Source organism: Streptomyces sp. NPDC002088 (assembly GCF_040296605.1).
In the GTDB taxonomy this organism is placed as follows: Bacteria; Actinomycetota; Actinomycetes; order Streptomycetales; family Streptomycetaceae; genus Streptomyces.
The window spans coordinates 201,756-227,831 of sequence record NZ_JBEOXO010000012.1 but is presented as its reverse complement, the minus strand read 5'-3'; the positions used below and the strand labels follow the sequence as shown (position 1 = coordinate 227,831).

Below are 26,076 nucleotides of genomic sequence, written 5' to 3'. Positions count from 1 at the left end.
GTGCTCAGTCGCCGCAGGCGTTCCGTTCCTCGGCCACCCGCAGCACCTCGTCGATGCTCTCCAGGCTGAGCCGGTCCTCGTCGGCGGCCGACGCCGCGATGATCAGCTCTCCGCACAGTTCGATCTCGGCGAGGGCCACGTGGTCCTGAACTGCCGTACCGCCGACCGGAGCCACGCGCATCACCTCGTCTCTGCCGTCACCGACTTCCTAGAGTAGGGAGCGGCCTACGCACCGCGCATGGCACGGACGGGCTAGTTCTCACGCCTCACTGTTCGCGTCTCACTGTTCGGCGATCGTTCCCGCGTAGATGTCCCCGGCCGCCGGCAGCCGTACGTCCACGGGCGTCCCGAAGTCGTAGAGCAGCGTCGTCGACGCGACCGCCACGGCCTCCTTCTGCCGGCCGTTGACGAAGCTGAACCGCTGCCGGACCTTGCGGATGCGTCCCTGGTCGTCGAGGTAGACGTCGAACGGGACCTCGGCCGTGGCGAACCCTTTCGCCGCCGCCCGCAGCGAGTCCCGGCCGCCGGCCGAGGCGCGTTTCGCCGCCTGGTTGAGGTCGGCGGTGCCGCGGTAGTGCCGCACCTTGGTCCCCGCGACCTCGGTCCGGCCCACGTACGTCGCCGCCAGCGTCCCGCGCAGCACCTCGGCGGCGGCGTACGGATCGGTGGCCCCGCCCGTCACCAGGTTCCCGTCGGACAGGCCCGCCGTCTCCACCCGGACCCACTTGTCGTCCGGCACTCCCGCGCCCCTGTTCTTCATGAACAGGGCACCCGGTGCGAGGAGCTCCGTGATGGGCCGGTGCTCGCTCTGCCCGGCCGGGTCCTGCGGCAGCAGCACCTTCAGCCGGCCGAGCTGTCTGCGGTAGTCGTAGCCGCCCTCGCCCCGGACGGTGACGCGGGTGCCGCCGGTGGCCATCTCCATCGACGTACGCGCCTTGGAACTGCCCGCGTCCACCAGCCGGTCGGCGGCGTGCCGCAGCGTCTCGACGGGATCGCCGGCGCCCCGCGCGTCCTCGGCGGCGGCACCGCTCCAGGAACACCCGGTGGTCCCGACACAGATCCAGGCCACGAGCCCCGCCACCGCGGTCCCGCCCGCCGTCCGGCTGTGCCGCCGCTGCCTTGCCGCCATCGCCTGTCTACCCCCAGCCGGTACGTCCGTCACGGGCCCCCTGTCGTTCTGGTTAACGACGGGTAGGTGACGCCGGTCACGCGCGCCGTGGGCGTACCGGGGCCGGTACCAAGCCCTCACGAGCGGCGTACGAGCTCTTTACCGAGCTTGGGTAACGTTGTCTGCGTGGCGCAGCATGAGGTGCCGGACTCCGTCCGGGAATTGCCGGGACACCGGACGACGACGGCTGAACAGGGGCGTTTCTGCGTGGCCCGCTGCACCTGCGGCTGGCGCGGTCCGGCCCGCCGGGCGCGGAGCCTGGCCCGGGCGGACGCGGAGGGGCATGTGGCGGGCGGCTGAGCCCGTTCGTTTTCCGGCGGCGCCGGTCAGGCGTGTCGTACGGTCGCCAGCAGGTTGTCGACCAGGGTTCGGTCGCGGGGCTGGGTGAGGCGGTTGCGGGCCGCGGTGGGGGAGAGCCACAGGATGCGGTCCACCTCGTCGGTCGGGGCGAACGCGCCGGAGAGGGCCTCGGCCGCCCAGTAACGGACCTGCTTCGGGCGGCCGTTGGCGAGGTAGTACAGGGTCGGCAGGCGGGCGCCGGGCTCGGCGGTGTAGCCCGTCTCCTCCTCGACCTCGCGCAGGGCGGCGGCGAGGTGTTCCTCGCCGCGCTTGAGCTTGCCCTTGGGGTGCGACCAATCGTCGTACTTCGGCCGGTGCACCAGGCAGAGCTCCAGCTGCCCGTCGATCGGGGAGCGGCGCCACAGGACGCAGCCGGCCGCCTGGACGGTGGTGTCGTCGTTGATGTCGGTCACCGGGTGCTCGGCCTCCCTGTGCGTCAGGACGTTTTGACGGTCTGCTTCTGCCACGCCTGCTGGAAGGCGAACCTGGACGCCTCGACCTCGTGCCGCTGGTCGGCGTGGAGCACGCCGAGCGCGTACGCCGTCGCCGGGGCGATGCGTGGCGTACGGGCCGCCTGGGCCGCGGCCGCGGCGGCCTCCGAGGCGTCGCGGTGCCGGTTGAGGGCCTGGCCGGCCGACTGCGCGCGTACCTGGAGGGGAGTGTCGTCGCCGTGCAGGGACAGGACCTCTCGGGCGTAGCGGTGCAGGCGCAGCAGCAGGCGGACCTGGTGCCAGGGGGCGTCCTGGGGGTGGGGGGCCGGGTCGGGGGAGAGGCCGTGGATCAGGGCCTCCGCGTTGTAGGGGTGGCCCGCGGTGACGAGGGGGAGAGCGGTGACGGCGTCCGTGAGGCGCTCTTCGGCTGCGGCGGCGAGGGGACGTAGGTCGGTGGCGGGGGCGGTGGGGTTGAGGGGGACGTCGCTGGCGAGTACGGCGAGTTTGTCCGCGACGGCGTGGAAGCGGGACGAGCCGAGAGCTTGCAGGGCCGTGGAGTGGGCTCGGGTCCGCGCGAGTGTGAGCTGGCGCTCGAGCAGGGCGCCCGCTTTTGCCGCGCCTACGGTGAGGTTGCCGCGTTCTGTTGTCGCGGGTGGGACACCTGGGCCGGCGGTGCCGACTGCCGCCGCGGTGGCTGCCGTTGTGCCGACTGCCTGGGCCGGGAACACCGACGCCCCCGACAACCGGTGCAGTGCCAGCAACAGCCGTTGCAGACGGGCCTCGTACGCGTGTTCCAGTGCCAACGTGCCGGACAGCCACGCCAGTTCCGGGCGGATGTCCTCCGACCAGCCGGGGTCCAGGAGGGGGCGATACGTGTGCAGGCTGCCGCTGATGCGGCGGGCCGACTGGCGCAGGGCCAGGGCAGCGCCGGTGGACCCCTCCGCGCCGTTGTCCCCCGGTCTCGGCTGCGCTCGACCGGGGGCGCCCCCACCGCCGCCGCTCTCCCGGTGCAGACGCAGGGCGCGGAGGAACTCCGTGGCCTGGGAGCGGAGGTAGCGCGCGAGGGCGTCTCCGGTCACGGGCCCGGCGGCCGTGGGGTCCGTCGGGTCAAGGTGTTGCTGTGCCACGCCGGCGCCTCCGGGCGTCTATGAGCATCTCCTGGACGTTGCGCAGGGGCTGTCCGTCCGCGTCGGTCGCGTGCCGGGTCCACTCACCGTCCGGGCCCAGGTGCCACGACGCCGTGGAGTCGGACATGCCGGTCTCCAGCAACCGGTTGAGGGTCGCCCGGTGGGCCGAGTCGGTGACCCGGACCAGGGCCTCTATACGGCGGTCGAGGTTGCGGTGCATCATGTCGGCGCTGCCGATCCAGACCTCGGGCTCGCCGCCGTTGCCGAAGCCGAACACGCGGGAGTGTTCGAGGAAGCGGCCGAGGACGGAACGGACCCGGATGTTCTCCGACAGGCCCGCGACGCCCGGGCGCACCGCGCAGATGCCGCGCACCCAGATGTCGACCGGCACGCCCGCCTGGGACGCGCGGTAGCACGCGTCGATGATCGCCTCGTCCACCATCGAGTTGACCTTGATGCGGACGTGGGCCGGCCGTCCGGCGCGGTGGTGCTGGACTTCCTTGTTGATGCGCGCGATCAGCCCGTCCCGCAGGGACTTGGGGGCGACCAGGAGGCGGCGGTAGGTCTCGCGGCGGGAGTAGCCGGAGAGGCGGTTGAACAGGTCGGAGAGGTCCGCGCCGACCTGCGGGTCCGCCGTGAGCAGGCCCAGGTCCTCGTAGAGGCGGGCCGTCTTCGGGTGGTAGTTGCCGGTGCCGACGTGGCTGTACCGCCGGAGCGTCTCGCCCTCCTGGCGGACCACCAGGGACAGCTTGCAGTGGGTCTTCAGGCCGACGAGGCCGTATACGACGTGGCAGCCGGCCTCCTCCAGCTTCTTCGCCCACTTGATGTTGGCGTGCTCGTCGAAGCGGGCCTTGATCTCGACCAGGACGAGGACCTGCTTGCCCGCCTCGGCGGCGTCGATGAGTGCGTTGACTATCGGGGAGTCGCCGGAGGTCCGGTACAGGGTCTGCTTGATCGCGAGGACGTCCGGGTCTTCGGCCGCCTGCTCGATGAAGGCCTGCACGGACGTCGAGAAGGAGTCGTACGGGTGGTGCAGGAGCACGTCCCGCTGCCGCAGGGCGGCGAAGATGTCCGGCGCCGACGCGGACTCGACCTCCGCCAGGTCGCGGTGGGTGCCCGCGACGAACTTCGGGTACTTCAGCTCGGGCCGGTCCAGGCCGGCGACACGGAAGAGGCCCGTGAGGTCCAGGGGACCCGGCAGCGGGTACACCTCCGCCTCGCTGATCTTCAGCTCCCGTACGAGGAGATCGAGCACATCGCGGTCGATGGACTCCTCGACCTCCAGGCGCACCGGCGGCCCGAAGCGGCGCCGCATGAGCTCCTTCTCCAGGGCCTGCAGGAGGTTCTCGGCGTCGTCCTCCTCGACCTCCAGGTCCTCGTTGCGGGTGAGCCGGAAGGCGTGGCTCTCCAGCACCTCCATGCCCGGGAACAGCTCCTCCAGGTGGGCGGCGATGACGTCCTCGATGGGGACGTAGCGGCCGGGGGAGCTCTCCAGGAAGCGGGACAGCAGCGGCGGCACCTTCACGCGGGCGAAGTGCTTGTGGCCGCTGACCGGGTTGCGTACGACGACGGCCAGGTTCAGGGACAGGCCGGAGATGTACGGGAAGGGGTGCGCCGGGTCGACCGCGAGGGGGGTCAGCACCGGGAAGATCTGGTGGCGGAAGAGCGTGAAGAGGCGCGCCTGCTCCTTCTCCGTCAGCTCGCTCCAGCGGACCAGGTGGATGCCCTCCTCCGCGAGGGCGGGGGCGACGTCCTCGTGGTAGCAGGCGGCGTGCCGGGCCATGAGCTCGCGGGAGCGGGCCCAGATCATCTCCAGGACTTCGCGGGGCTGGAGTCCGGAGGCGGAGCGGGTGGCGACGCCGGTGGCGATACGGCGTTTCAGACCGGCCACCCGGACCATGAAGAACTCGTCCAGGTTGCTGGCGAAGATCGCCAGGAAGTTCGCCCGTTCGAGGAGGGGCGTGTTCGGGTCCTCGGCGAGTTCGAGGACGCGCTCGTTGAACGCGAGCCAGCTGCGCTCCCGGTCGAGGAAACGACCCTGCGGCAGCTGCGGCCCCTCGTACGGCGCCTCCTCGTACGCATCGAGGTCGGCATCGATGTCGGGTTCCAGGTCGGAGACCGCGGCCGCCACGGTGTGCGGGCGGTGCGCGGCTATGGAGCCCACGGAGGGCTGCGCGTGCTGGACCTGCTCCTGGGCGTTTGTCTGGCTCATAAACCCATTCTTCCGCGCCAACAGCGATACGGGCGCGTCGGAACGTGCGGGCGGGAGCTCGGCGGCATTGCCCTCGGGCGGCGGCGAAGGCTCGGGCACGGCGGGGTTCATTGGCTGAGCGTCGCAAGCTCGTCTGAACCGATGGTTACGGAGACATGGCGTGCGGGATATCGGGACGCGGCTCCCGGGCGTCTACGGCGCCGGGAGCCGCGTAAGAGTATGAAGGCACACCCCGTCCTCTGTACGGGATGTGCCGAAGGAAGCTCGTTTCAGGCGGTACGGCGGCGCAACAGCCAGAAGGCGACGAACGCCGTCACTGCGGCGAGGGCGAGCACGACCCCGGATTCCATGAGCTGGAGAGGCCAGAAGTGGGAGTAGGGGTGGACGTCGGCGTAGTAGCCGGTGGCGTGGAGCTGTTCGAGCTTCGTGGCGCAGCCGGGGGCGTCCTTGTAGCCGGGGAGGTAGCAGGTGGAGTCGCCGGCGACGTGCGTGCCGCCTGAGGTGACGATGCCCCGCTCGACGGTCTCGGCCCGGTTGGTGCCGGGGATCGAGTCGCTGTCGAGGCCGGCGACGCGCGTCACGGTCGGCCACAGGCGGATACGCAGGGCCTCGGCGATGCTCCAGACACCGAAGGAGGCCGCGCCGGTCAGGCCCAGCGCGGGCAGTGCGCGGCCCAGCCGCAGGGCCGCGACGGCACCGAAGGCGAGGGCGAACAGGGCGACGGCGACCGGGACGGGACCGCTCGCGGTGTAGGTGAGGACGTCGGTCCACGGCTTGATGGTGTCGATCCGGCCCTGCCCCGCGGACCACGCCCGGTGGTACAGCAGCGCGAGCGGCGTCAGGCCCACGACGATCAGCGCGGCCGGCCAGGCCAGCTTCACGGCCAGCCAGCGGGCCGGGGAGACGGACTGGGTCCAGGCGAGCTGCGCCGTGCCGTCCTCCACCTCCCGGCCGAACAGGGCGCCGCCCGCCCAGGCGGCGACGGCGAGCGGCGCGAGGGCCACGATGAACGCGGCGTACAGGGCGACCGACTTGTAGGTGGTGATGGCGTCCTGGTCGTAGGGGCAGGTCGGCTGCGTGCAGGCGTTGTACTGGCGCCAGGCGTCGGCCGAGGCGTCGGTGAGCGGGCCGCCCAGCCACAGCGTCAGGGCGACGCCGACGACGACCACGACCGCCCAGACGAGCAGCGCGGGCCGGTGCAGGCGCAGGACCAGCCAGGACGGTCCGGACGGGCGGGACGAGCGGGCCGGGGCGGGAGCGGTGAGGGTGCTCATGCGGCGGACACTTTCTTGTGCAGGACGTGGAAGGACACGGCGACGACGAGCGCGGTGACGGCCAGGACGACGCCGGTCTCCAGGAGCTGGCGGGGCCAGTAGTCGGGGGACGGCAGGTAGGTGCGGTGCGCGCCGCCGCGTACGGCGAGGTCCGGGAAGGAGCTGAAGAGCGCGAGGTGCTGGAAGGGCCACAGGTGATCGTGCAGCGACGTGATCACGTACTGGACGGCGACGGCGACCGCCAGTGCGGGCAGCGCCCGCCCGACGAGCAGCCCGGCGAGTGCGCCGACGGCCAGACCGAGCAGCGGGTACGCGACGGTGGCCGGGCCGACCTGGAAGTAGAGCTCCTGCGGGGCGTGACCGGCGTACAGGAGCCCGTTGCGGGCGGTCCACAGCAGCCGGTAGAGCACCACGAGCAGCCCCGTGCCGGCGGCGATCGCGACGGCGGGCACGGCCAGCTTCACGGCCAGCCAGCGGGCCGGGGAGACGGACTGGGTCCAGGCGAGCCGGGCGGTCCCGGACTCCAGCTCGCGGCCGACCAGCGCACTCGCCGCGAACAGCGGGACGACGAAGGTCGCCACGTGGATGAAGCCGGCCGGGCGGTAGAAGAGGAGGTCGTAGGCGTTCTTCGCCGAACTCCAGCCGTTCGGCACGTAGTACCCGTACCGGTCGAACTCCTGCTGGGCGGCCGTCGCGCCCGGCCCGTACAGCCACAGCAGCAGGCCCGCCGTGACCACGACGAAAGCGAGCCATGTCCACAGCGCCGCGCGGTGCAGGCGGAGCACGGTCCAGATGAGGCCGCGGGGTCGTCGCACGAGGGTGCGGCGCGGGGAGCGCGAGGACGTCGGGGACACGGAGAGAGCCGTCGCGCTCATGCCTCGACCGTCGATATGGGCGAGGTCGTGCCCGGGGTGAGCAGGGCCGGGGCGCCGGGAGAGCGGAGGTGGGCGAGGAGCAGTTCCTCCAGGGACGGCTCCGCGGTCGCCCAGGTGTCGCCGACCGGGCCTTCGCGGCGGATCAGGGCGGTGAGGCCGCGGCCGGTGGGGCGGGACTCGACCACCGTGTGGGGAGCGAGGTCGGCGGGGGTGCCGCGCCCGGTCACCAGGGTGTGGGCGGTGAGCAGGTCGTCGATGCCGCCGCCGAGCCGGATGTGGCCGTTGCCCAGGAGCAGCAGGTGATCGCAGGCATCGGCGAGTTCGGCGACGATGTGCGACGAGACGAGGACGGTGGTGCCGCGCTCGGCGGCGTCCGCCATCAGCGTGCCCATCAGCTCGTGGCGGGCCAGCGGGTCGAGGTCGGCCATCGGCTCGTCGAGCAGCAGCAGCTCGGGCCGCTTGCCGAGCGCGAGGGCGAGCGCGACCCGGGTGCGCTGGCCGCCGGAGAGCCGGCGGATCCGCTTGCCGGGATCGAGGGAGCCCTGCTCGACGACCGCGGCGGCGTGGGCGCCGTCCCAGCGGCCCGGGTTGAGCTCGGCGCCCATGCGCAGGGTCTCGGCGATGGTGAGCTGGGGGTGCAGGGGCTTGTCCTGGGCGAGGTAGGCGACCCGGTCGCGGTGCTCGCCCGGGGTCCCGCCGAGGACGGTGAGTGTGCCGGAGGTGGGGCGCAGCAGGCCGGCCGCCATCGCCAGCAGAGTCGATTTTCCGGACCCGTTGGGGCCGACCAGGGCGCTGATCCGGCCGGCCGGGAGCCGGAAGGAGCAGTCGTCGAGGGCGGCGGCGCCCCGCCTGCCGTAGCGCTTGCCGAGCCCGGACGCCTCCAGAGCGACGGCCGGGGTGGTGCGGGTGGAACTCACTGGTCCCCCTTCGGGAAATGTGCGTCCAGTACGGAGCCGAAGAGCGCGTCCACGTCCTCGCGGTCGAGGCCCGCCTCCCTGGCCCGCTGCGCCCATGCGTCGAGTTCGCTGCGCAGGGGCGTGTCGGCCGGGTGGGCGCCGAGGGTGCGGCGGACGAAGGTGCCGAGGCCGCGGCGGGCCTCGACCAGGCCCTCGCGCTCCAGCTCGCGGTAGGCCTTCAGGACGGTGTTCGGGTTGATGGCGGTGGCCTCCACGACCTCGCGGGCCGTGGGGAGCTTGTCGCCGGGTTCGATGAGGCCCAGCCGGAGGGCCTGTTTCGTCTGCTGGACGATCTGCAGATAGGTGGCGACGCCGGAGCGCCGGTCGATGCGGTACTCGACCACCCGTACAACCACCCTTTCACTAATTGAGTAGTGAAAGGGTGGTGGAAGGTGATCCGGAAAGTCAAGCCGGAAAGACAAGCCGGAAAGTCAGGGGCGATCGTGTGAACCGATCGGCAGGGCTCGTCCGATGAGGAGACGTGAGCGAAACGAGAAGCGACGGGGAGCTGCTGCGGGCCATCGCGGCGGACGGGGACCGGCGCGCCTTCGAAGAGCTGTACCGGCGGTTCGCGCCGTGGCTGAGCGCGCGGCTGCGCGGCCGGTGCTCCGACGCCGGGATCGTCGACGACGTCGTACAGGAGACGTTTCTGGCGGTGTGGCGGGGGACCGCCCGTTACCGAGAGGAGGGGGACGTGGCGGGGTGGCTGTGGCGAATCGGGTCACGGCGGTTGGTCGACGCGCTGCGCGGCGACGGGGCCCGGGGCCGGCTGCGGCAGACACTGGCGCGGCTGCGGCACCGGGACGAGGCCTCGGCGGAGGAACGCGTGCTCGCGGGGGTGGAGCACGGGGACCTCGCCGGGGCCCTCACCCGGCTCTCGCCCGAACTGCGGGCCGTCCTCCAGGCGACGGTCATCGACGGGCTCACCACCCGGGAGGCGGCCGTGCTGCTCGGCATCCCGCCCGGCACGGTCAAGACGCGGGCACTGCGCGCCCGCAAGCAACTGCGGGAGGCGCTGGCATGAGTACGACCTGGCATGTGCCGGAGGACGACCTCCGGGCTTACGTACAGGGCGAGTTGGACACGCCCCGGCTGTGGTCCGCCGACACGCACCTGGCGGCCTGTGCCGACTGCCGCGCCCTGCTGGCGCAGGTCGGTGATCCCGTCGCACTGGACGCCGGCTGGGAGCGGCTCGACGCCGAACTCGACGCGCCCAGGCGCGGGTTCGTCGAGTCCCTGCTCGTGCGGATCGGCGTCGCCGACCACACGGCCCGGCTGCTCGCCGCCACGCCCGTGCTGCGCCGCTCCTGGCTGGCGTCGGTCGTGCTCCTGCTGGTCATGACGGTGGGGGCCGTGTACACGGCCGACTCGCCCACGATGTTCCTCGCCCTCGCGCCGCTGCTGCCGCTCGCCGGGGTCGCGCTGTCGTTCGGGCCCGTGCTGGACCCGACGTACGAGATGGCCGTCGTCGCACCGCTGCACGGGTTCCGGCTGCTGCTGACGCGCACGGTCGCCGTGCTGGCCGTCGGCCTCGCGCTCAACGGCCTGGCGACGCTCGCCCTGCCGTCGTACGGGCTGGCGGCGCTGGCCTGGCTGCTGCCCGCACTCGCGCTGACCGCGACCGGACTCGCGCTGACGGCTCGGCTGGGCCCGGTCCTCGCGCCCGTCCTGGTCGGCGGGGCGTGGACCGCGCTGCTCCTGGCGGCGGAGGCATCCCGGCACGGCAGCGGGACGCTCGCGCCCTTCACCGCGGCCGGGCAGGGCATCGCGGCCGGGGTCGCCGCGCTGGCCGCCGGGCTGTTGTACGCGGCCCGCGACCGGTTCGACTCGTCGTCGGCGCGGGTGCTGTTCGGGGGCTCCTCGGACGGGGGTGCGCTGTGACGGACTTCGTTCCGGCGATGACGCCCGGCGCGCGGCGCCGTAAGCGGTTCGTACTGCTGCTCAAGGCGGCTGCCCTGGCGGCCGCGGCGGGCGCCGTGTGGGCCGCCGAACTCCTCCGCCTGCTCCTCGCCGGTTCGGCGTCCCGCAGGCGCGGTGGGACGTCCGACGGCTTCGACTCCGACAACGGGAGCGACGGGTGAGACCCGCGGCCGCCCCTTTCCCCCACCACTCCGACTTCTTCCGCCTCTTCCACAGGAGCGCCCTATGACTCCCACCGTCTCCGCCTCGGGGCTGACCCTCCGCTACGGCGGTACCGTGGCCCTCGACGACGTCTCGCTGCGGCTGACCACAGGGGTGACCGGCCTCCTCGGGCCCAACGGGGCCGGGAAGACCACCCTGTTGCGGGTGCTCGCCACCGCCGTCCCCGCCGACCGGGGCGCCTTCACCGTCCTCGGGCACGACCCGGGCACCGCGGCCGGGCGGCAGAACGTCCGCCGCGCCCTGGGATACCTGCCGCAGACCCCCGGGTTCCACCCGGACTTCACCGCCTTCGAGTTCGTCGACTACGTGGCGATCCTCAAGGAACTGACCGACCGCGGCGCCCGGCACCGCGAGGTGCGGCGGGTGCTCGACGCCGTCGACCTGTCGGACGTACGCGGCAAGCGCATCAAGCGGCTGTCCGGCGGGATGCGGCAGCGCGTCGCGCTCGCCGCCGCCCTCGTCGGCGACCCCGGTTTCCTCGTCCTCGACGAGCCGACCGTCGGCCTGGACCCCGAACAGCGCATGAGGTTCCGGGAGCTGATCGCCCAGGCGGGCGAGGGCCGCACCGTCCTGCTGTCCACCCACCAGACCGAGGACGTGGCGATGCTCTGCCACCGCGTGATCGTCATGGCCCGCGGCCGCGTCCGCTTCGAGGGCACCCCCGCCGAGCTCACCGCACAGGCGGCGGGCCGGGTGTGGAGCAGCGCCGAGCGGGACCCGGGGGCTCGGGCGGGATGGCGTACGGGCCTGGGCACCTTCCGCAACGTCGGCGACCCGCCCGAAGGCGCCGACCTCCTCGAACCGACCCTGGAGGACGGCTACCTGCTCACCCTCGACGGCGAGCCGGCGGAGGTGGCCGCATGAGCGCCGCCGCGGTCATGGAAACGGCCCCCACGGCCGTCGAGCCCGCCCCCGCCCCGAGACGCGCGGCGGCCGTCCTCACCCTCGCCCGCTTCGAGGCCCGCGAACTCTTCCAATACGTACCGGTGTTCGCTTTCCTCCTCCTGTACGTCGGATACACCGGCTGGCAGCTGTTCTCGGGCCGCGAGGGCATGGACGCCTATCCGGCTCTCCAGGACGTCGACCGCGGTACGCAGACCATGCCGCCGCTCCTCGGCATCGCGCTGCTCGTCTGCGTCAACCGGGCCGCGCTGCGCTCCCGCCGCAACGGCACCGACCGGCACGACGGCGTCCTGCCCATGGAGCCCTGGCGGCGCACGGTCGCGCACGCACTGTCCGTCGTGCCGTACGCCGTGGTCACCGCGCTCGTCGTCGCTGTCGAGTTCACCGGGGCGGCGCTGGAGCCGGGCGCGGCCGGCCACGGCTCGTTCTTCGAACTGGCCGTGGGCCCGCTCATCGTGCTCCTGTTCGGCGTCGTCGGCGTCCTGCTCGCCCGTCTGATCCCGTCCTCCTTCGCCGCCTCCCTCTTCGTCGTCGGCGCCTACGTCCTGTTCACCCTCGTGTCGGAAAGCACCGGCAGCCCACACTGGCTGCGCTGGCTGTGGCCGACCGTCACCGAGACCGGTGCCGACCCCGTCCCGTCCGACCTGATCGGCCGCCCGGCCGCCTGGCACGCGCTGTACCTGGCGGGGCTGATCGCGTTCCTGCTCTGCGGCGCGGTGCTGCTGAGCGGCGGACGTACGCGGACGGTCAAGGCGGCGGCCGCCGTCGCCCTCGCCGTCACGGCCGCGGGGGCCGTCGGTCAGGCCCCGGGCGACTCGGCCGCCCTGACGGCCGCCCGCGCCGAGGCGTCCACCCACCCGGAGCGGGTCCAGTCGTGCGCCACGCGCGGCACCTCGACGTACTGCGCCTTCCCCGAGTGGACCGGCCGCACCACCGACTGGGCCGCCGCGGTCGACCGGGTGCAGAACCTCGCGGGCGGCGCCGCCGGAAGCGCGCGGCTGACCGTACGGCAGCGCGTCGAGACCCGCTACGGCCTGGAGGACGACGCCTCGATCGACCCGCTCACCGAGCCCGGCCAGGTCACCGTCGGCACCGCCTGGGGCGGCAACCGGATCCCCCAGTTCGAGGTCGGCGTCGCCGCCGTGCTGGTGGCGGGCGACGAGAAGTCCGGCGGTGAGGTGTGCGACGCCCGCATCGTGACGATCATGTGGCTGGCGCTGGGCGCGGAGTCCGACCCGATGACCGCGTTCCGCAACGTCCGCCTCGACGACAGCGTCACGGGCTCCGCGCTCGCGCTGGCACCCACGAACGGCGTCTTCATGAGCGCCGGACAGACCGACGTCGTACGGCAGTTGCTCCAGCAGCCCCGCTACGGCGTCACCGCCAAGGTGAAGGCCCACTGGACGGAGCTGACCTCACCGAAGACGTCGCTCACACGGGTGGCGGAACTGCTGGACGTGAAGGCGCCGGCGAAGGGGGCGGAGAGCGGTGACTCGTGCGGGGGGTAGGTATGAACTGAAGGAGTACGCCGTGATCCGCGCCCTGCTCCGCCCCGTCTGGCGCACCCTGCCCTGGACGGCCCTCGCCGCGGCCGGCGGTCTCGGGCTGCTGCTCGTCGGCCTCCCGCGTCTGCTGTCCGACGCGCCCGACCCGTGGCTGTGCCTCAGCCTGCTGCGGGCCGCCGCGCTCTGCCTCGGCCTGGGCCTGGCGTTCCTGCTGGACGACCCGGCCCGGCACACCACCGCACCGGTGCCGGTACGCCGGCCCGTGCGCAGCGGACTGCGGCTGGCCCTGGCCGCCCCGGTCACCGCGCTGTGGTGGACGGCCGTGCTGCTGCTGATACCGGGGGAGGCGCGGCCCCCGGTGGGCGCCGTCACCCTGGAGGCGGCCGCCTGCGCCGCGCTCGCCCTGGCCGCCGCCGCGGCCGCCGTCCGCTTCACGGACGAGGCCCGGCCGGGCACCGCCGTCGCGGCCGGTCTGCTGGCCGGCGCGCTGACCGTGCCGACACTGCTGCTCCCCGAGCGATGGACGCTCCTGGCGGCGGTGGGCGACCAGCGGTGGGAGGACGCGCACGAGCGGTGGGCGGGGCTGTTGGTGGTCGCGGGGGTGGTGGTGATGGCGTGCATGCCGGAGCCGCTGCGGCGGGGGCACGGCTTTCGCCGAGGCGGGCGCCTGCTTTTCGGCGCGGGTCGGTAGAACTCGGCCCGTCCGGCGACTGAGGACGAGGCCGTTCAGGCCGACAGCGGGGGCCTGGGGGGCAGCCCCCAGCGAGGCCCGCACCGGTGCCGGGTGCCTGAGTCGGGGGAACAACCTCAGGTTTCCGTCCGGTACATCAGATCCGTCTCGTGCGTGAGGAACCCCAGGCGCTCGTAGACGGACACCGCCGACTTGTTGTCGGCGTCGACGTACAGCATGGCCGTCGGCAACGCCTGCGCCGCGAGATGCCGCAGGCCGATCGTCGTGAGGGCCTTGCCGAGGCCGCCGCCCTGCGCACCGGGGGCGACGCCGAGGACGTAGACCTCGCCGAGCCGCTCCTCGGCGTGGACCTTGGTCCAGTGGAAGCCGACGAGCCGGTCCCCGCGGAAGGCGAGGAAGAAGCCGGCGGGGTCGAACCACGGCTCGGACTTGCGGTCGTCGAGGTCGCGCTGGGTGAGGGAGCCCTGCTCGGGGTGGTGGGCGAAGGCGGCGGAGTTCACGGCGAGCCAGGCCGCGTCGTCGGTGCCGGGCTCGAAGGTGCGGACGGTCACGCCCTCGGGAAGGACCGGGTCGGGCAGGTCGAGGTCGGTCAACGACCGCCGCATCTGGCGCAGTTCGCGGAAGAGGGCGAGCCCGAGGACCTGGGCCAGATGCCGTGCGGCGGCGTGGCCGCCGTGCGCCCACACCCGCAGCCGCTTCCCCGAAGCGGCGAGCAGCGCCGAGCCCAGCGCCCGCCCGTGCCCGTGCCCGCGGTGCGCGGGGTGTACGACCATCTCGGCGGCCGGCGCCTCCACCGGGTCGGTGTCCTCCAGCTGCGCGTAGCCGACCAGTTCGTCGCCCACGGACAGCAGCAGATGGGACACGCCCTCGCGGGCGCCGCCACGCAGTTGCAGCCGTCCCTGCTCGGACACCGCCTGCTGGCCGTCGTTCCGGGCGGCCTCCGCGAGCAGTGCGAGCACGGCGTCGGTCTGCTCCGGGGAGAGCGAGGAGAGGGTCTCGATGGATCGGGAGCCGGGGAACCGCTCGGTGTCGTCGCTGGTCATGCGTACGAGGGTAAGGGGAGTGCGTAGCAAAGTGGCGGCAAGGGGAGAGGCCAAAGGCGAAGGCAAAGGAGACGGCAAAGGGAAACCAGGATGTAACCATGAACCCCCTGTCGTGCTACGCGCGTTGACCTTAGGCTGCGCCGGACGGGGCCACATCCTCAGCAGACCCACAGGGCCATGACAGCCCGGTGGATGTCATGAGCCACAGGGGGGCGTATGCCAGCCACACCTCAGCCGTATCCGAGCCGCAGACGTCGTACGTACCGGCTTCTCGCGGCCGCCGCCGGTCTCGCCACCGCCGGAGCGCTGGCCGCCGCGCTCCCGGCGGACGCGCACGAGTCGGGCAAGCCCGGCGACGCGAAGCCGAGCCGCTACCAGGACGTCCAGCTGCTGTCCTTCAACGACCTGCACGGCAACCTCGAACCGCCGTCGGGTTCCTCCGGCCGCGTCACCGAGGCGCAGGCCGACGGCACGACGAAGACGATCGACGCGGGTGGTGTGGAGTACCTCGCGACGCATCTGCGCGAGGCCCGCAAGGGCAACGCCTACTCGATCACCGCGGCCGGCGGCGACATGGTCGGCGCCTCCCCGCTGATCTCGGGCCTCTTCCACGACGAGCCCACCATCGAGGCGCTGAACAAGCTCGACCTGGACGTCACGTCCGTCGGCAACCACGAGTTCGACGAGGGCCCCGAGGAACTGGCCCGCCTCCAGAACGGCGGCTGCCACCCGACGGCCGGCTGCTACACGGACAAGAAGTTCCAGGGCGCCGACTTCCCCTACCTCGCGGCGAACGTCCTCGACGAGAAGACCGGCAAGCCGATCCTCAAGCCGTACACGGTGTGGCAGAAGAACGGCGTCAAGATCGGCTTCATCGGCGTGACCCTCGAGGGCACGCCGGGCATCGTCTCGGCGGACGGCGTCAAGGGCCTCGTCTTCAAGGACGAGGTCGAGACGATCAACAAGTACGCCAAGGTGCTGGAGAAGCAGGGTGTGAAGTCGATCGTCGCGCTGATCCACGAGGGCGGACTGCCGGCCTCGGGCTCGTACAACTACAACTGTGACTCGCCGGGCGCGGGTGACGGTATCTCCGGCCCGATCGTCGACATCGCCAAGAACATCACGCCGACGGTGGACGCGCTGGTCACCGGCCACACCCACACGGCGTACGTGTGCACGATCCCCGACCCGGCGGGCCAGCCGCGCATGGTCACCTCGGCCGCGTCCTTCGGCCGCCTCTACACGGACACCACGCTGACGTACGACCGCTTCACCGGCGACATCGCCCGTACGTCCGTCAAGTCCGCGAACCACGTGGTCACCCGGGACGTCGCCAAGGCGCCCGACATGACCGAGCTGATCAGCAAGTGGAACACCCTGGCCGCCCCCGTCGGCAACCGCGCGATCGGCTACATCTCCGCCGACGTGCCCAGCACCGGCACCGAGTCCCCGATGGGCGACCTGATCGCGGACGCGCAGCTGGCGTACGGCAAGGAGCTGGACCCGGAGACCGACCTGGCGCTGATGAACCCGGGTGGTGTGCGTGCCGGTCTGACGTACGCGGCCAAGGCCGCCGAGGGTGACGGCGTGGTGACGTACGCCGAGGGCTTCACGGTGCAGCCGTTCGCCAACACCGTGAACCTCCAGGACTTCACGGGCGCCCAGCTGATCCAGGTGCTCAAGGAGCAGGTGAGCGGCACGAACGCCGCCGCGCCGAAGATCCTGCAGCCGTCGTCGGGCCTGACGTACACGCTGGACCTGACGAAGACGGGCGCCGACCGTGTCGTCACCGACTCCATCAAGCTGAACGGTGCCGCCATCGACCCGGCGGCCACCTACCGCGTCGCGACGAACAGCTTCCTCGCGGGCGGCGGCGACGGCTTCACCACGCTGGGCCAGGGCACGGGCGACCTCGTCGGCACCGATGACCTGACGGCGCTGGCGCAGTACCTGACGGCCAACTCTTCGGCCACCAGCCCGATCGCGCCGCCGGTGACGAACCGGATCGCGATCGTGCAGTAAGCACCGGCCTTCGGCTGAGTGAGAGGCCCGGGACGTACGCGCGGCGTACGTCCCGGGCCCTTTTGTTGCCGTAATAAATTCTGTGTGAATACGGATTCGGTTCCGGGCGTCGCCTGAAAATGACTTCAGATGCATTTCATCGAGGTCTAAGCAGAATTGGCGATTTGCGGCTTCCCGGTGTCGTAGTGTTTTCCATGTCGAGAGCGAACGACGCGAAAGCGAAGAACGCGAACGACGGACAGAGGGAAACGACGACACCAGGAGACAGCCATGAGCTTCCACAAGATCGCCCCGGTCAAGAAGTCCCGCAAGCACGCCGCCCCGGCCCCGAAGCCCGCACCGAAGAAGGCCGTCGCGAAGAAGCCGGCGCCGAAGCGTCCGGTCGGCGGCGACAAGTAGGCGCTTCCAGCCGCCTGTACTCGCCTGTACTCGCCTTTAGGCGCCTGGTGGGCGCCTATAAGCACCGCTTAAACGCTGACTGAGCCGACCCTGAGAATCTGAGAGGGAATTGCCATGAGCTTCCACAAGATCGTCCCCGTCAAGAAGGCCCACAAGCCCGCCGCCCCGGCCCCGGCGCCCAAGAAGAAGGCCGCCCCGAAGCCCGCCCCCAAGCGCCGACCCGTAGCCCACAAGGGCTGAGTGAGGACTGCGCCAGGGACTGCGCGAGTTTTAACTCAAGCAAATCAAAGACAATTGCAGCAGCTCGGTAGAGGAACTGTTGCAGAACCGCAGCAGAGAGGAACACTCCCATGAGCTTCCACAAGATCGCCCCGGTGAAGAAGACCCGCAAGCCCGCCGCCCCGGCCCCGAAGCCCGCGGCCAAGAAGCCGGCCCCGAAGAAGGCCGCCCCGAAGCGCCGCCCGGTCGCGAACAAGGGCTGAGGCAGGCCACGAGGCGGGGTCACCGGTTAAGCGAGCGCGCTCGGGTTAAGGGAGTGCGCTCGCACCGGTGACCCCGCCTCGGTCATGCCCACACCACGGAGAGGGAGTCGTCGACATGAGGGAAGCCCGCGAGGCCTTCCGCCGCTTCTGGCCGCTGACCCGCGGTGACCGCGGGTGGATGCTGGTGATCGTGGGGTGCGTGGTGGTGTCCGCGCTCGCCGAGACCGCCTCCATCCTGCTGTTCGCCCAGCTCACCGACAACGCCCTGAAGGCCGGCTCGCTCTCCGCCTTCTGGGGCCCGGCCGGAGCCTGGCTGGGTGTGGCCGCGCTCGGCGCGCTGGTCGGCTACCTCGGCAACTCGCTCGCCACCTGGACGGCGGAGAGATTCGTCCTGCGCCTACGCGCGAACGTCTTCCGCCACGTCCAGGACCTGCCGCCCCACTTCTTCCAGAAGCACCGCCAGGGCGACCTGGTGGAACGCCTGACCGGAGACGTGGAGGCCATCGAACAACTGGTCGTCTCCGGTGTGGTCGGCACGATCTCGGCCGCCTTCTCGGCGGTCTTCTACGCGGTGGCCGCGCTGTGGCTCCGCTGGGACCTGGCCCTGGCCACCTTCGTCCTGGCCCCCCTCTTCCTTCTCGCCGCCCGCCGCTTCTCCGGCCACATCAAGCAGGCGTCCCAGGACGAACGGGTCGCCGACGGCGCGATCACCTCGGTCGTCGAGGAGTCGCTCGGCAACATCGTCCTGACCCAGGCCTACAACCGCCGCCGTGACGAGGAACGGCGCCTCGACAAGGAGGCCCGCGCCTGGATGCGGGCCAGCGTGCGCGGGGCACGGCTGAGCGAGATGTACGAACAGTTCGTGGAGGTCGTCGAGACCCTCTGCGTCCTCGCGGTGATCGGCCTGGGCGTCTGGGAGATCTCCGCGGACCGTATGACCCTGGGCGCGCTGCTCGCCTTCGCGGCCTTCGTCGGCTACCTCTACCCGCCGATCCGCAACCTCGGCCAGCTCGGCCTCACCGTCACCGCGGCCACCGCGGGCGCCGACCGCATCGGCGAGATCCTCGACGCCGAACCCGCGGTCACCGACCCCACCGACCCGCTGCCCGCCTGGCCCGTCCGAGGCTGGGTCAGCTTCCACGACGTCTCCTTCACCTACCCGGGCGCACCCCGCCCCTCCCTCCGCGACATGACGTTCACGGCGGGCCCGGGCGAGTTGATCCTGGTCACCGGCGCGAGCGGGGCGGGCAAGTCAACCCTGTCCAAGCTCCTCACCCGCTTCTACGACCCCTCCTCGGGCGTGATCTGCCTGGACGGCGCCCCGCTGACGGACGTACCCCTGGAGTTCCTGCGCGACAACGTGGCGCTGCTCCCCCAGGAGACCCTCATCCTCAACGGCACGATCCGCGAGAACATCGAGTGCGGGCGCCCGGGCGCGACGGACACGGAGATCGAACAGGCGGCCCGCTCCGCCGCCGCCCACGACTTCATCGCCACCCTCCCCGACGGCTACGACACCCACATCGCCCCCGGCACGGCGGCCCTCTCCGGCGGCCAGCTCCAGCGCATCGCCATCGCCCGCGCAATGCTCCGCGCCGCCCCGGTCCTCGTCCTGGACGAGCCGACCACCGGCCTCGACTCGGTCGCCGCCCGCCAGGTGATCCAGCCCCTGCGCCGCCTGATGTCCGGCCGCACCACCATCATGATCACCCACGACCTGAGCCTGGCCCCGGACGCCGACCGGATTCTCGTCGTCGACGAGGGGCGGCTGGTGGAGGTGGGGACGCACGCCGAACTGGTCGCGCACGGCGGGACGTACGCCCGCCTCGCCGGACCCCTGCCGTCGGCGCTGGCGGAGGACACGCTGATGCCCAGGCCGGCGCCGCCTTCGGACGACACGATGATCCTGCGGCGGTGAGGGGGCGGCCGGTCAGACGGCGACCAGATCGATGACGTTGATGACGACGTGGCGGTTGGACACCACGTAAGTGAGGAAGCCGCCCTGGAAGGCAGCGGACCAGCTGTTGTCCCGATTGCTGATCGCGGGCGGGCCGAACGGGTTGAGGCTGAGCCGCTTTTCGAGCTCTTCCAGGGAAGCGCGTTGGGACGCGCCCAGTGCGGCCTTTCGCCGGGCCGCGCGGTCAACGTACCTGATCGTGTACGCACTCACCCGGACCTGCCCGCGTCGATACGGCGGTTCTCGGCGTCGTAGGCGTTGCCGTCCGCGTCCCGGAAGACCATGCCCTCGGTGTCGTCCTCGGTCATCCGCTTGACCGTGTGCTCGACCTCGTCCAGGTAGCCGGGTGTCGCGCAGGCGCAGGCGAAGGGGAACCACTTGTCGGTCACGGCGTCGAGCGCGGACTGGTCGAAGTCGGCTGCCGCGCTGAGCCAGTCCTGCTCGAAGCCCTGCAGCCAGTCCGGTCGCCGCTGCAGAGCGGCCCGGATCGCCTCGGGAGTTCTCTCGCAGGAGTGGGGATCCACCTCATGAGCCATGATCGGTTTCTCTCCTCCGGCAGGGACGGCGTGTGGTGACCGGACGTCCACCGTAGAGCCTGCCAGGTGCCGAGTGCTGGAGGAGGGTGATGACGCGGTGAGGCCGATGTTCACGGTTCGCTCCGGGGGATGCGTGCACCGCGGCTGACCGCGATACGGAGGATCTCCGCCAGGCATTCAGCCGACCTGGTGAGCGCGAAGCGCACGGCTCCCTCGCCCGCCTTTGGGTCGGCCAGCACGGCCCTGGCTCCCGCGAGTACCTGCTCGCCCGAGTCCAGTTGGGCCGTCTCCACATCGTCGGCGAGCAGGGAGAGCTTGCTGTGGTCGCTGTCGGTGCTGAGGTAGCAGGGCCTGCCGTCGGGGGTGGTCCACGGCAGGAGGCGGAGGTCGCCGACCGGCGATGCTTGCTCGGAGGTGCTCATGCGGAGACCTCCGCGGCGATACGTTGCCTCATGTCGGCGCTCCTTCGAAGCGTCGGCCACGCCCCCGGGCCGAGCTGCATCGGTCGCGGGGGTTTGTCGTGGCGTGGTTCTGACGAGCGGTGGTTACCGTTCGTGCCTCGATCGTCACTGTTTGTGCGTACGCTGCGAAAGGGGGTCGGAGTTGTCCGCGGCCCCAGGCAACAGGGAGGGGCGACGTGGGCGAAGTAGTTGATGGGGCAGCGGAGTCGGGGCGTGCCGTACTGGGGCGGGCGCTTGGGTTCCTGCGGGAGAAGGCGGGTAAGTCCCTGGGCCAGCTGGCCGACGAGACCGGCTACGACAAGAGCTATCTGAGCCGTCTGGAGTCGGGTGAGCGGCTGTCCAAGGTGACGGTCATGGAGGACCTGGACGGCTACTACGGGTGCGGTGATCTGCTGGTCAGCCTCTGGAAGATGGCGCGGATCGACGCCTTCAAGGACAAGTACAAGGAGTACATGCGGCTGGAGGCGACAGCTCGGGTCATGCGCGTCTACACACCGGATGTGCCCGGGCTGTCGCAGACCGAGGACTTCGCCCGAGCAGTGTTGTCTGGACCCCAGACAACGGACAAGCATCCTGAGGCAGTTGATGAACAGGTGGCCGCGCGCCTGGGACGGCAGCTACTGCTGAGCAAGAAGCCGGCGCCCAACGTCCGCTTCGTCATCGACGAACTCGCGTTCCGCCGCCCCTCGGCCAGTGCGGAGACCTGGGAAGGGCAGCTCAAGCACATTGAGGCCATCGCGCAGTGGCCCAACATCGTTGTCCAGGTGCTGCCCTTCTCCGCTGGGATCCATGACCTCATGGGGAAGGGATCGCTGACCCTGCTGTGGCAGAAGGACGGAAGTGCTGTTGCCTACACGGAAGGCAACAGCAGTGGTTTGCTGATGGACGATCCGGAGGACGTCCTGCGCCACCGTTTGTCCTACGATCGGCTGCGGGATCTGGCGCTGTCCCCGTCGGACTCGCTGACGTTCATCAGGGATGTACTGGAGGAGCACAGGTCATGAAGCACACCCCCGATCTCAGCACCGCCACCTGGCGCAAGTCGAGTTACAGCGACGGGGGAGCCAACAACTGCGTCGAGGTCGCGGACGGATACGTCGGCCTCGTCCCCGTCCGTGACAGCAAGATGCCCGACGGCCAGGTGCTGGTCTTCGGTACGGCCTCGTGGACGTCCTTCCTCGCCCTTACACAGCGCGCAGCGCCGTCTGAATAACCCGCGGCCGCCCCGGCTCTCCAGCTTGCGTCGTCCTGGCGGGGCTGCGATGCAGCAGTGCCCGTACCCGGGCGAGGTCGCAGGTGTGCGTGGGCCAGGACTGGCCCTAGGACTGCCCGGCGAGGGAGCGTGGCAGGCGGGCGGTCCAGTACCACTGGAGTACGGCGGCCAGTACCACGCCCGAGGCCACCGGCACGCATCCGAACAGCAGGAACGGGTGCGTCGGACGCCCCACGGCGACCTGCCAGAGGTCGACCCCGGTCATGATGAGCAGGACCACGATCGCCCCGTACGCCCCCGACGTCCACGCCCTGCGCTGCGCGGCCCGCCGCAGGATCCGTTCCTCGACGTCCGGGCGCCGCTCCCAGGCGAGGCTGCGGTACGGGGCGGCGGCCAGGCAGAGATCCGAGACCTCGGCGTACGGGTCGTCCAGCTGCCAGTCGTTGAGGTGCGGGAGCTGGAAGCGGTGGCCCTCGAAGTCGTACAGATAGGTGAGCCACCGGGGAGCCATTCGCCCGGAACCGCGCGGGGCGCGTTCGACCCGGATGTCGTACACCTCGGGCCAGGCCCAGCTGCGCGAGCGCACGGGCCCCTGCGTGGTGAGGCCGGCGGCCGTGACGCGGGTGTACGCCCGGAACTGCTCCAGCACCACCCGGACCAGGGTCACCACGATGAGCCCTCCCACCAGCGACGGCCACCAGGGGCGCGTGTCACCGGAGACGCGGGTGGTCTGCACGAGCGCGTTCAGCAGGACCACGCCCAGCAGGGCGAGATACGCCCCAGGCAGCTTGCGCCGCTTCCGGTACTCGCGCTCCACGGCACCTTCGCCCATCGCCGGACCCCTCCCCAGGCGCACCGAACGGGTGCGCGGCTGGGGAGAGAGTAAGACCAGTTGCTGTGGGCCCTGACACCAGGTCAAGCACCAGGTCAGGAAGCGGTCGGCGGCCAGTCGCCGAGCCAGTCCGCAATCTCCTGGTCGGTCGCCTGTGCGTCGGTCAGCTGCGGACGCTCGCTGCTTGCGCTTCCCGCGCCCGCGCCGGTGTTCTGGTACTCCGCGAAGCGGTCGTACTTCCAGGAGAAGCCGCCCATGTCCGACCAGGGGGTGGATTTGATGGCGGCGAGGCTCAGCAGCTCACCGCCGATCAGCTCGCCGAGCGTGTCGCCGCCACGCGCGGGGCACTGCGCAAACGGATGGGTTGCGCGCTGACCGACGAGGAGTTGGACCAGGGGCCGGACGTCCTGGCCAACCTCTACGCGCTCGCCGTCGAGAAGGCACAAGCCCAGGGATTGCTGTCCCGGCCGGAGCCGGTGCGCGGACAATCCGCGCGGGGACGGTGAGCGCGGCTATGGTCGTAGACACGGCGCGTCGAAGGAGGACATCGATCATGGCTGCCCACGCTGCGGAACCCGATGCGGTCGTCCCTCCCATGCCCGAGCGGACGCCGAAGGCGCTGCGTCAGGCCATCGCCGCGGACGCCCCCCACCTCCTCCCCGACTTCGACGCGCACTGGCAGCGGGCGATCGGCGACACGTACGACCTTGGCCCCGTGCCCGCGTTCATGGCCCGCTGGTGGTGTGAGTACGCGATGGCCCGTGATCCGAAGCTCGACGCTCACGTGACCGAGCTCCAGCACCGCGCTGCAGAGGCAACCGACCTTGCTGAGGCCAAGGCTCTGCTCGACGAGGTGGCGAAGATTCGCTACAGCATGCGGAAGCTGGAGCCCGGCGAGTGACCGACGAGTTCATGGGGCCGCCTTGGCAGTTGGACTGGCGGCTCGATGCCCTCGCCAGCCGTGATGCGCTGCCCGAGCATGTGCGGAAGACGGTTGACGAGGCTCGCGCCGAATTGGTCACTGCGAAGGACCCGTATTTCCGGGGGATCGACGCCGATGGCGCTCTCCCAGAGACCATGTGGGTCGAGCCGGTGCGATCCAGCGATCCGAAGGGGCCGCGCATCCTGTACTTCGACAACCACAATGGCTGGCTGGTCTATACCTTCGTTCGGCGCTCCGAGGATCCGCAGATCCTGGTGTACGAGGTCTTCTGGCAGGGAGCCGCCCCCGCTACGGCGTCTCCGGCGGAGCCGTAGGCGCTCCCGGCAACCGCACCGTCGCCACCGTGCCGCCGCCCTCCGCGCGGGCGAGGGTGACCTCGCCGCCCGCCTGCTGCACCGTGCGGGCCACGATGGACAGGCCCAGGCCCGAACCGGGCAGGGCCCGGGCGCTCGGGGAGCGCCAGAAGCGGTCGAAGACGTGGGGGAGTTCGTCGACGGGGATGCCGGGGCCGTGGTCGCGGACGGTCAGGACGCCGCCGCTGAGCTGGACCTCGATCGTGCCGCCGTCGGGGCTGAACTTCACCGCGTTGTCGAGGATGTTGACCACCGCGCGCTCCAGCGCCGCCGGTTCCGCCCGTACGAACCAGGGGTCGATGACCGACTTGATCGTCAGCTCCGGGCCGCGCAGGCGGGCGCGGTGCAGGGCCGCCTCGACGGTTTCCTCCAGCGCGACCACCTGGACGCGCTCACCCTGCTGGCCCTCCGAGCGCGACAGCTCCTGAAGGTCGCCGATCAGCGACGCCAGTTCCGTCATCTGCGCCTTCACCGAGGCGAGCAGTGCCTTGCGGTCCGCCTCCGGGATGGGGCGGCCCGTCTCCTCGCTGCGGGTGAGGAGTTCGATGTTCGTACGGAGGGACGTGAGGGGGGTGCGCAGCTCGTGGCCGGCGTCCGCGATGAGCTGTTGCTGGAGTTCGCGGGAGTTGGCGAGGGAGGCGGTCATGGAGTTGAAGGAGCGGGAGAGGCGGGCGATCTCGTCGTCGCTGTCCTCTTCCACCGGGATGCGGATGCCCAGGTCCTCGGTGCGGGCCACGTGTTCGACGGCTTCGGTGAGCTTGTCGACCGGGCGCAGTCCCGTGCGGGCGACCGCGAGACCGGCGGCGCCTGCGCCGATGACTCCGATGCCGGAGACGAGGAGCAGGATGAGGGCGAGGTCGTTGAGGGTGGACTCGGTGCCCTTCAGGGAGACGGCGACCATGACGGCCCCGTAGGAGTGTGCTCCTGTGGCCCTGTTCTCGAGGGGCAGAGGCGTGGTCATCACACGTACTGAGGCGCCGTCCGCGTCGGTGCCGTTGCGGATGATGCCTTTGCCGCTGTCCCCGTTCTTGATCACGTCCTTGTCCGCCTGGGTGACCTTGATCATGCCCAGGGAGTCTTCAAGGACGCAGGGGGTCCCGTTCGCTTGGACAACCTGGGTGTAGAGGTTGGGCCGGAACGGGATGTCGCTCGTCTGCGGAGTCTGGGTGCAGTTGGTGAGCGCGTCCTGCATCTGGACGATCTGCCCGCCACCCTTCATCCTCGACGACTTCTGCAAGTCGTCGTTGACCTGCTCGTACAGCTTCCCCTGCACGATGAACCAGCACGTGACCGAAACCGCGGCCACCGCGAAAGCCACAGCGGCAGCCACCAGCATCGACAACCGTGCCCGGATCGGCAGCGTCCGGAACCGGCGTCCGACCTTGCTCACTCCGCGCCGCCCTGCCGGAGCACGTACCCCACACCACGCACCGTGTGCACCAGGCGCGGCTCGCCGCCCGCCTCGGTCTTGCGGCGGAGGTACATGACGTAGACGTCGAGAGAGTTGGAGGAGGGCTCGAAGTCGAAGCCCCACACCGCCTTCAGGATCTGCTCACGCGTGAGGACCTGGCGCGGGTGCGCCATGAACATCTCCAGCAGCGTGAACTCCGTGCGGGTCAGTTCCACGGCGCGTCCGCTCCGCGTCACTTCCCGCGTCGCGAGATCCATGCGCAGGTCGGCGAAGGTGAGGGCCTCGTCCTCCTGGTCCGGTCCCGCCCCCGCCGCCGCGTACGAGCTGCGTCGCAGCAGCGCGCGGACCCGGGCGAACAGCTCGTCCAGTTCGAACGGCTTGACCAGGTAGTCGTCGGCGCCCGCGTCGAGCCCGGTGACCCGGTCGCCGACCGTGTCGCGGGCCGTCAGCATCAGGATGGGCGTGGTGTCGCCGGCGCCGCGGATGCGGCGAGCGGCGGTCAGGCCGTCCATGCGTGGCATCTGGATGTCGAGGACGACCAGGTCCGGCCGGTACGCGGTCGCCTTCTCCAGTGCATCTGCACCGTCCACGGCGACCTCCGTGTCGTACCCCTCGAAGGCGAGGCTGCGCTGGAGTGCTTCGCGCACCGCCGGCTCGTCGTCGACGATCAGGATGCGCTGGGTGTCACGGTCGCCTTCGGCGGGGCTCATGGGCGGAGTTCCTCGGATGCGGGGGGACGACTACGGGGCTGAACGAGCTGAACGCATTCAGCCTCGCATGTTTCCCGGCTGGGGCGTTAAG

General features: G+C 71.2%; 32 protein-coding genes and 1 pseudogene. 16 read left to right on the top strand and 17 right to left on the bottom strand.

All coding sequences use genetic code 11. From position 1 onward, the window contains the following. Nucleotides 1-4 precede the first annotated feature (4 nt). Together ABT114_RS25970 and ABT114_RS25965 are read right to left on the bottom strand one after the other, a co-directional pair. Nucleotides 5-175 carry a hypothetical protein gene (locus tag ABT114_RS25970; protein WP_351145297.1) on the bottom strand — a complete coding sequence of 57 codons (171 nt, stop codon included), beginning with the start codon at nucleotides 173-175 and terminating at the stop codon, nucleotides 5-7. 105 nt (nucleotides 176-280) lie between these two features. Beyond that, a complete protein-coding gene (locus ABT114_RS25965) occupies nucleotides 281-1,129 on the bottom strand; it encodes an SCO4651 family lipoprotein (RefSeq protein WP_351145257.1) in 849 nt (282 codons plus the stop codon). A gap of 165 nt (nucleotides 1,130-1,294) precedes the next feature. Here ABT114_RS25965 and ABT114_RS25960 point away from each other — a divergent pair, with 165 nt between their 5' ends. Next, the gene (locus tag ABT114_RS25960; RefSeq protein WP_351145256.1) at nucleotides 1,295-1,468 is read left to right on the top strand and encodes a hypothetical protein; all 174 of its coding nucleotides are present in this window, start codon (nucleotides 1,295-1,297) and stop codon (nucleotides 1,466-1,468) included. A 26-nt stretch (nucleotides 1,469-1,494) separates the two neighbouring features. Here the strand turns inward: ABT114_RS25960 and ABT114_RS25955 are convergent, their stop codons facing one another. From ABT114_RS25955 to ABT114_RS25925, 7 genes are all read right to left on the bottom strand, one after another. Continuing rightward, nucleotides 1,495-1,920, bottom strand: a complete 426-nt coding sequence (locus tag ABT114_RS25955) for an NUDIX hydrolase (RefSeq protein WP_351145255.1) — start codon at nucleotides 1,918-1,920, stop codon at nucleotides 1,495-1,497. A gap of 23 nt (nucleotides 1,921-1,943) precedes the next feature. Beyond that, nucleotides 1,944-3,065: a CHAD domain-containing protein gene (locus ABT114_RS25950; RefSeq protein ID WP_351145254.1), complete on the bottom strand. Its 1,122-nt coding sequence runs from the start codon at nucleotides 3,063-3,065 to the stop codon at nucleotides 1,944-1,946. Continuing rightward, nucleotides 3,046-5,388, bottom strand: coding sequence for an RNA degradosome polyphosphate kinase (locus tag ABT114_RS25945; protein WP_502988382.1), 2,343 nt, complete (start codon nucleotides 5,386-5,388; stop codon nucleotides 3,046-3,048). Before ABT114_RS25945 ends, ABT114_RS25950 begins: the two co-directional genes overlap by 20 nt. Before the next feature lie 158 nt (nucleotides 5,389-5,546). Next, on the bottom strand, nucleotides 5,547-6,551 hold the full coding sequence (locus ABT114_RS25940; RefSeq protein ID WP_351145252.1) for an ABC-2 membrane transporter-related protein: 1,005 nt from the start codon (nucleotides 6,549-6,551) through the stop codon (nucleotides 5,547-5,549). Further along, nucleotides 6,548-7,426, bottom strand: coding sequence for an ABC-2 membrane transporter-related protein (locus ABT114_RS25935; RefSeq protein WP_351145251.1), 879 nt, complete (start codon nucleotides 7,424-7,426; stop codon nucleotides 6,548-6,550). The genes ABT114_RS25940 and ABT114_RS25935 overlap by 4 nt, the downstream gene beginning before the upstream one ends. Beyond that, complete coding sequence (locus ABT114_RS25930) at nucleotides 7,423-8,343, bottom strand: ABC transporter ATP-binding protein (RefSeq protein ID WP_351145250.1); 921 nt, start codon at nucleotides 8,341-8,343, stop codon at nucleotides 7,423-7,425. Before ABT114_RS25930 ends, ABT114_RS25935 begins: the two co-directional genes overlap by 4 nt. Continuing rightward, complete coding sequence (locus ABT114_RS25925) at nucleotides 8,340-8,726, bottom strand: GntR family transcriptional regulator (protein ID WP_351145249.1); 387 nt, start codon at nucleotides 8,724-8,726, stop codon at nucleotides 8,340-8,342. Before ABT114_RS25925 ends, ABT114_RS25930 begins: the two co-directional genes overlap by 4 nt. A 137-nt stretch (nucleotides 8,727-8,863) precedes the next feature. Between ABT114_RS25925 and ABT114_RS25920 the strand changes: the two genes are divergently transcribed. The 6 genes from ABT114_RS25920 to ABT114_RS25895 all read left to right on the top strand — a co-directional run bounded on the left by ABT114_RS25920 (nucleotide 8,864) and on the right by ABT114_RS25895 (nucleotide 13,623). Continuing rightward, on the top strand, nucleotides 8,864-9,406 hold the full coding sequence (locus ABT114_RS25920; protein WP_351145248.1) for an RNA polymerase sigma factor: 543 nt from the start codon (nucleotides 8,864-8,866) through the stop codon (nucleotides 9,404-9,406). Further along, complete coding sequence (locus tag ABT114_RS25915) at nucleotides 9,403-10,263, top strand: cupin domain-containing protein (protein WP_351145247.1); 861 nt, start codon at nucleotides 9,403-9,405, stop codon at nucleotides 10,261-10,263. The genes ABT114_RS25920 and ABT114_RS25915 overlap by 4 nt, the downstream gene beginning before the upstream one ends. Then, nucleotides 10,260-10,463, top strand: a complete 204-nt coding sequence (locus ABT114_RS25910) for a hypothetical protein (RefSeq protein ID WP_351145246.1) — start codon at nucleotides 10,260-10,262, stop codon at nucleotides 10,461-10,463. The genes ABT114_RS25915 and ABT114_RS25910 overlap by 4 nt, the downstream gene beginning before the upstream one ends. A 64-nt stretch (nucleotides 10,464-10,527) precedes the next feature. Beyond that, complete coding sequence (locus ABT114_RS25905; protein WP_351145245.1) at nucleotides 10,528-11,388, top strand: ABC transporter ATP-binding protein; 861 nt, start codon at nucleotides 10,528-10,530, stop codon at nucleotides 11,386-11,388. After that, entirely contained in the window at nucleotides 11,385-12,935 is a 1,551-nt protein-coding gene (locus tag ABT114_RS25900) for an ABC transporter permease (RefSeq protein WP_351145244.1), read from the top strand. Before ABT114_RS25905 ends, ABT114_RS25900 begins: the two co-directional genes overlap by 4 nt. Before the next feature lie 22 nt (nucleotides 12,936-12,957). Beyond that, the gene (locus ABT114_RS25895) at nucleotides 12,958-13,623 is read left to right on the top strand and encodes an ABC transporter (protein WP_351145243.1); all 666 of its coding nucleotides are present in this window, start codon (nucleotides 12,958-12,960) and stop codon (nucleotides 13,621-13,623) included. 116 nt (nucleotides 13,624-13,739) lie between these two features. Here ABT114_RS25895 and mshD read toward each other — a convergent pair whose 3' ends face one another. Then, a complete protein-coding gene (mshD, locus tag ABT114_RS25890) occupies nucleotides 13,740-14,666 on the bottom strand; it encodes a mycothiol synthase (protein ID WP_351145242.1) in 927 nt (308 codons plus the stop codon). Nucleotides 14,667-14,882: 216 nt separating this feature from the next. On the opposite strand from mshD, the gene ABT114_RS25885 reads away from it, so the two are divergent. The 5 genes from ABT114_RS25885 (at nucleotide 14,883) to ABT114_RS25865 (ending at nucleotide 19,487) form a co-directional block, all read left to right on the top strand. Further along, nucleotides 14,883-16,688 carry a bifunctional metallophosphatase/5'-nucleotidase gene (locus ABT114_RS25885; RefSeq protein ID WP_351145241.1) on the top strand — a complete coding sequence of 602 codons (1,806 nt, stop codon included), beginning with the start codon at nucleotides 14,883-14,885 and terminating at the stop codon, nucleotides 16,686-16,688. A gap of 270 nt (nucleotides 16,689-16,958) precedes the next feature. Further along, nucleotides 16,959-17,087, top strand: a complete 129-nt coding sequence (locus tag ABT114_RS25880; protein ID WP_351145240.1) for a hypothetical protein — start codon at nucleotides 16,959-16,961, stop codon at nucleotides 17,085-17,087. Between the two features lie 114 nt (nucleotides 17,088-17,201). After that, nucleotides 17,202-17,327, top strand: a complete 126-nt coding sequence (locus ABT114_RS25875) for a hypothetical protein (RefSeq protein ID WP_351145239.1) — start codon at nucleotides 17,202-17,204, stop codon at nucleotides 17,325-17,327. A 110-nt stretch (nucleotides 17,328-17,437) separates the two neighbouring features. Next, nucleotides 17,438-17,569 (top strand): hypothetical protein, encoded by a 132-nt coding sequence (locus ABT114_RS25870; RefSeq protein WP_351145238.1) that lies wholly within the window; start codon nucleotides 17,438-17,440, stop codon nucleotides 17,567-17,569. Nucleotides 17,570-17,684: 115 nt separating this feature from the next. Continuing rightward, entirely contained in the window at nucleotides 17,685-19,487 is a 1,803-nt protein-coding gene (locus ABT114_RS25865; protein WP_351145237.1) for an ABC transporter ATP-binding protein, read from the top strand. 12 nt (nucleotides 19,488-19,499) lie between these two features. Here the strand turns inward: ABT114_RS25865 and ABT114_RS25860 are convergent, their stop codons facing one another. From ABT114_RS25860 to ABT114_RS25850, 3 genes are all read right to left on the bottom strand, one after another. After that, complete coding sequence (locus ABT114_RS25860) at nucleotides 19,500-19,739, bottom strand: hypothetical protein (RefSeq protein WP_351145236.1); 240 nt, start codon at nucleotides 19,737-19,739, stop codon at nucleotides 19,500-19,502. Beyond that, nucleotides 19,736-20,062: a DUF6247 family protein gene (locus ABT114_RS25855; protein ID WP_351145235.1), complete on the bottom strand. Its 327-nt coding sequence runs from the start codon at nucleotides 20,060-20,062 to the stop codon at nucleotides 19,736-19,738. The genes ABT114_RS25860 and ABT114_RS25855 overlap by 4 nt, the downstream gene beginning before the upstream one ends. 110 nt (nucleotides 20,063-20,172) lie before the next feature. After that, nucleotides 20,173-20,484, bottom strand: coding sequence for a hypothetical protein (locus tag ABT114_RS25850; RefSeq protein WP_351145234.1), 312 nt, complete (start codon nucleotides 20,482-20,484; stop codon nucleotides 20,173-20,175). A gap of 215 nt (nucleotides 20,485-20,699) precedes the next feature. Between ABT114_RS25850 and ABT114_RS25845 the strand changes: the two genes are divergently transcribed. Beyond that, on the top strand, nucleotides 20,700-21,527 hold the full coding sequence (locus tag ABT114_RS25845) for a helix-turn-helix domain-containing protein (protein ID WP_351145233.1): 828 nt from the start codon (nucleotides 20,700-20,702) through the stop codon (nucleotides 21,525-21,527). Continuing rightward, a complete protein-coding gene (locus ABT114_RS25840; protein ID WP_351145232.1) occupies nucleotides 21,524-21,736 on the top strand; it encodes a DUF397 domain-containing protein in 213 nt (70 codons plus the stop codon). The genes ABT114_RS25845 and ABT114_RS25840 overlap by 4 nt, the downstream gene beginning before the upstream one ends. A gap of 106 nt (nucleotides 21,737-21,842) precedes the next feature. Here ABT114_RS25840 and ABT114_RS25835 read toward each other — a convergent pair whose 3' ends face one another. Together ABT114_RS25835 and ABT114_RS25830 are read right to left on the bottom strand one after the other, a co-directional pair. Continuing rightward, nucleotides 21,843-22,568 (bottom strand): PH domain-containing protein, encoded by a 726-nt coding sequence (locus ABT114_RS25835; protein WP_351145231.1) that lies wholly within the window; start codon nucleotides 22,566-22,568, stop codon nucleotides 21,843-21,845. A gap of 95 nt (nucleotides 22,569-22,663) precedes the next feature. After that, nucleotides 22,664-22,855: pseudogene (locus ABT114_RS25830) on the bottom strand (pectinesterase family protein); the annotation flags it as partial. Nucleotides 22,856-23,121: 266 nt separating this feature from the next. On the opposite strand from ABT114_RS25830, the gene ABT114_RS25825 reads away from it, so the two are divergent. Both ABT114_RS25825 and ABT114_RS25820 read left to right on the top strand, forming a co-directional pair. Further along, the gene (locus tag ABT114_RS25825; RefSeq protein WP_351145230.1) at nucleotides 23,122-23,469 is read left to right on the top strand and encodes a DUF6247 family protein; all 348 of its coding nucleotides are present in this window, start codon (nucleotides 23,122-23,124) and stop codon (nucleotides 23,467-23,469) included. Continuing rightward, a complete protein-coding gene (locus ABT114_RS25820; RefSeq protein WP_351145229.1) occupies nucleotides 23,466-23,825 on the top strand; it encodes a hypothetical protein in 360 nt (119 codons plus the stop codon). The genes ABT114_RS25825 and ABT114_RS25820 overlap by 4 nt, the downstream gene beginning before the upstream one ends. Here the strand turns inward: ABT114_RS25820 and ABT114_RS25815 are convergent. Together ABT114_RS25815 and ABT114_RS25810 are read right to left on the bottom strand one after the other, a co-directional pair. Continuing rightward, entirely contained in the window at nucleotides 23,800-25,254 is a 1,455-nt protein-coding gene (locus ABT114_RS25815) for a HAMP domain-containing sensor histidine kinase (protein ID WP_351145228.1), read from the bottom strand. The genes ABT114_RS25820 and ABT114_RS25815 overlap by 26 nt on opposite strands. Then, nucleotides 25,251-25,985 carry a response regulator transcription factor gene (locus ABT114_RS25810; RefSeq protein ID WP_351145227.1) on the bottom strand — a complete coding sequence of 245 codons (735 nt, stop codon included), beginning with the start codon at nucleotides 25,983-25,985 and terminating at the stop codon, nucleotides 25,251-25,253. Before ABT114_RS25810 ends, ABT114_RS25815 begins: the two co-directional genes overlap by 4 nt. Between the last annotated feature and the right edge of the window lie 91 nt (nucleotides 25,986-26,076).

Excerpts from the sequence above, each read along its gene's own strand:
- ABT114_RS25965 (WP_351145257.1), bottom strand. The coding sequence starts at position 1,129 with ATGGCGGCAAGGCAGCGGCGGCACAGCCGGACGGCGGGCGGGACCGCG.
- ABT114_RS25945 (WP_502988382.1), bottom strand. The coding sequence starts at position 5,388 with ATGAACCCCGCCGTGCCCGAGCCTTCGCCGCCGCCCGAGGGCAATGCC.
- ABT114_RS25940 (WP_351145252.1), bottom strand. The coding sequence starts at position 6,551 with ATGAGCACCCTCACCGCTCCCGCCCCGGCCCGCTCGTCCCGCCCGTCC.
- ABT114_RS25935 (WP_351145251.1), bottom strand. The coding sequence starts at position 7,426 with ATGAGCGCGACGGCTCTCTCCGTGTCCCCGACGTCCTCGCGCTCCCCG.
- ABT114_RS25915 (WP_351145247.1), top strand. The coding sequence starts at position 9,403 with ATGAGTACGACCTGGCATGTGCCGGAGGACGACCTCCGGGCTTACGTA.
- ABT114_RS25905 (WP_351145245.1), top strand. The coding sequence starts at position 10,528 with ATGACTCCCACCGTCTCCGCCTCGGGGCTGACCCTCCGCTACGGCGGT.
- ABT114_RS25900 (WP_351145244.1), top strand. The coding sequence starts at position 11,385 with ATGAGCGCCGCCGCGGTCATGGAAACGGCCCCCACGGCCGTCGAGCCC.
- mshD (WP_351145242.1), bottom strand. The coding sequence starts at position 14,666 with ATGACCAGCGACGACACCGAGCGGTTCCCCGGCTCCCGATCCATCGAG.
- ABT114_RS25885 (WP_351145241.1), top strand. The coding sequence starts at position 14,883 with ATGCCAGCCACACCTCAGCCGTATCCGAGCCGCAGACGTCGTACGTAC.
- ABT114_RS25880 (WP_351145240.1), top strand. The coding sequence starts at position 16,959 with ATGAGCTTCCACAAGATCGCCCCGGTCAAGAAGTCCCGCAAGCACGCC.
- ABT114_RS25875 (WP_351145239.1), top strand. The coding sequence starts at position 17,202 with ATGAGCTTCCACAAGATCGTCCCCGTCAAGAAGGCCCACAAGCCCGCC.
- ABT114_RS25870 (WP_351145238.1), top strand. The coding sequence starts at position 17,438 with ATGAGCTTCCACAAGATCGCCCCGGTGAAGAAGACCCGCAAGCCCGCC.
- ABT114_RS25865 (WP_351145237.1), top strand. The coding sequence starts at position 17,685 with ATGAGGGAAGCCCGCGAGGCCTTCCGCCGCTTCTGGCCGCTGACCCGC.
- ABT114_RS25855 (WP_351145235.1), bottom strand. The coding sequence starts at position 20,062 with ATGGCTCATGAGGTGGATCCCCACTCCTGCGAGAGAACTCCCGAGGCG.
- ABT114_RS25850 (WP_351145234.1), bottom strand. The coding sequence starts at position 20,484 with ATGAGCACCTCCGAGCAAGCATCGCCGGTCGGCGACCTCCGCCTCCTG.
- ABT114_RS25840 (WP_351145232.1), top strand. The coding sequence starts at position 21,524 with ATGAAGCACACCCCCGATCTCAGCACCGCCACCTGGCGCAAGTCGAGT.
- ABT114_RS25835 (WP_351145231.1), bottom strand. The coding sequence starts at position 22,568 with ATGGGCGAAGGTGCCGTGGAGCGCGAGTACCGGAAGCGGCGCAAGCTG.
- ABT114_RS25825 (WP_351145230.1), top strand. The coding sequence starts at position 23,122 with ATGGCTGCCCACGCTGCGGAACCCGATGCGGTCGTCCCTCCCATGCCC.
- ABT114_RS25810 (WP_351145227.1), bottom strand. The coding sequence starts at position 25,985 with ATGAGCCCCGCCGAAGGCGACCGTGACACCCAGCGCATCCTGATCGTC.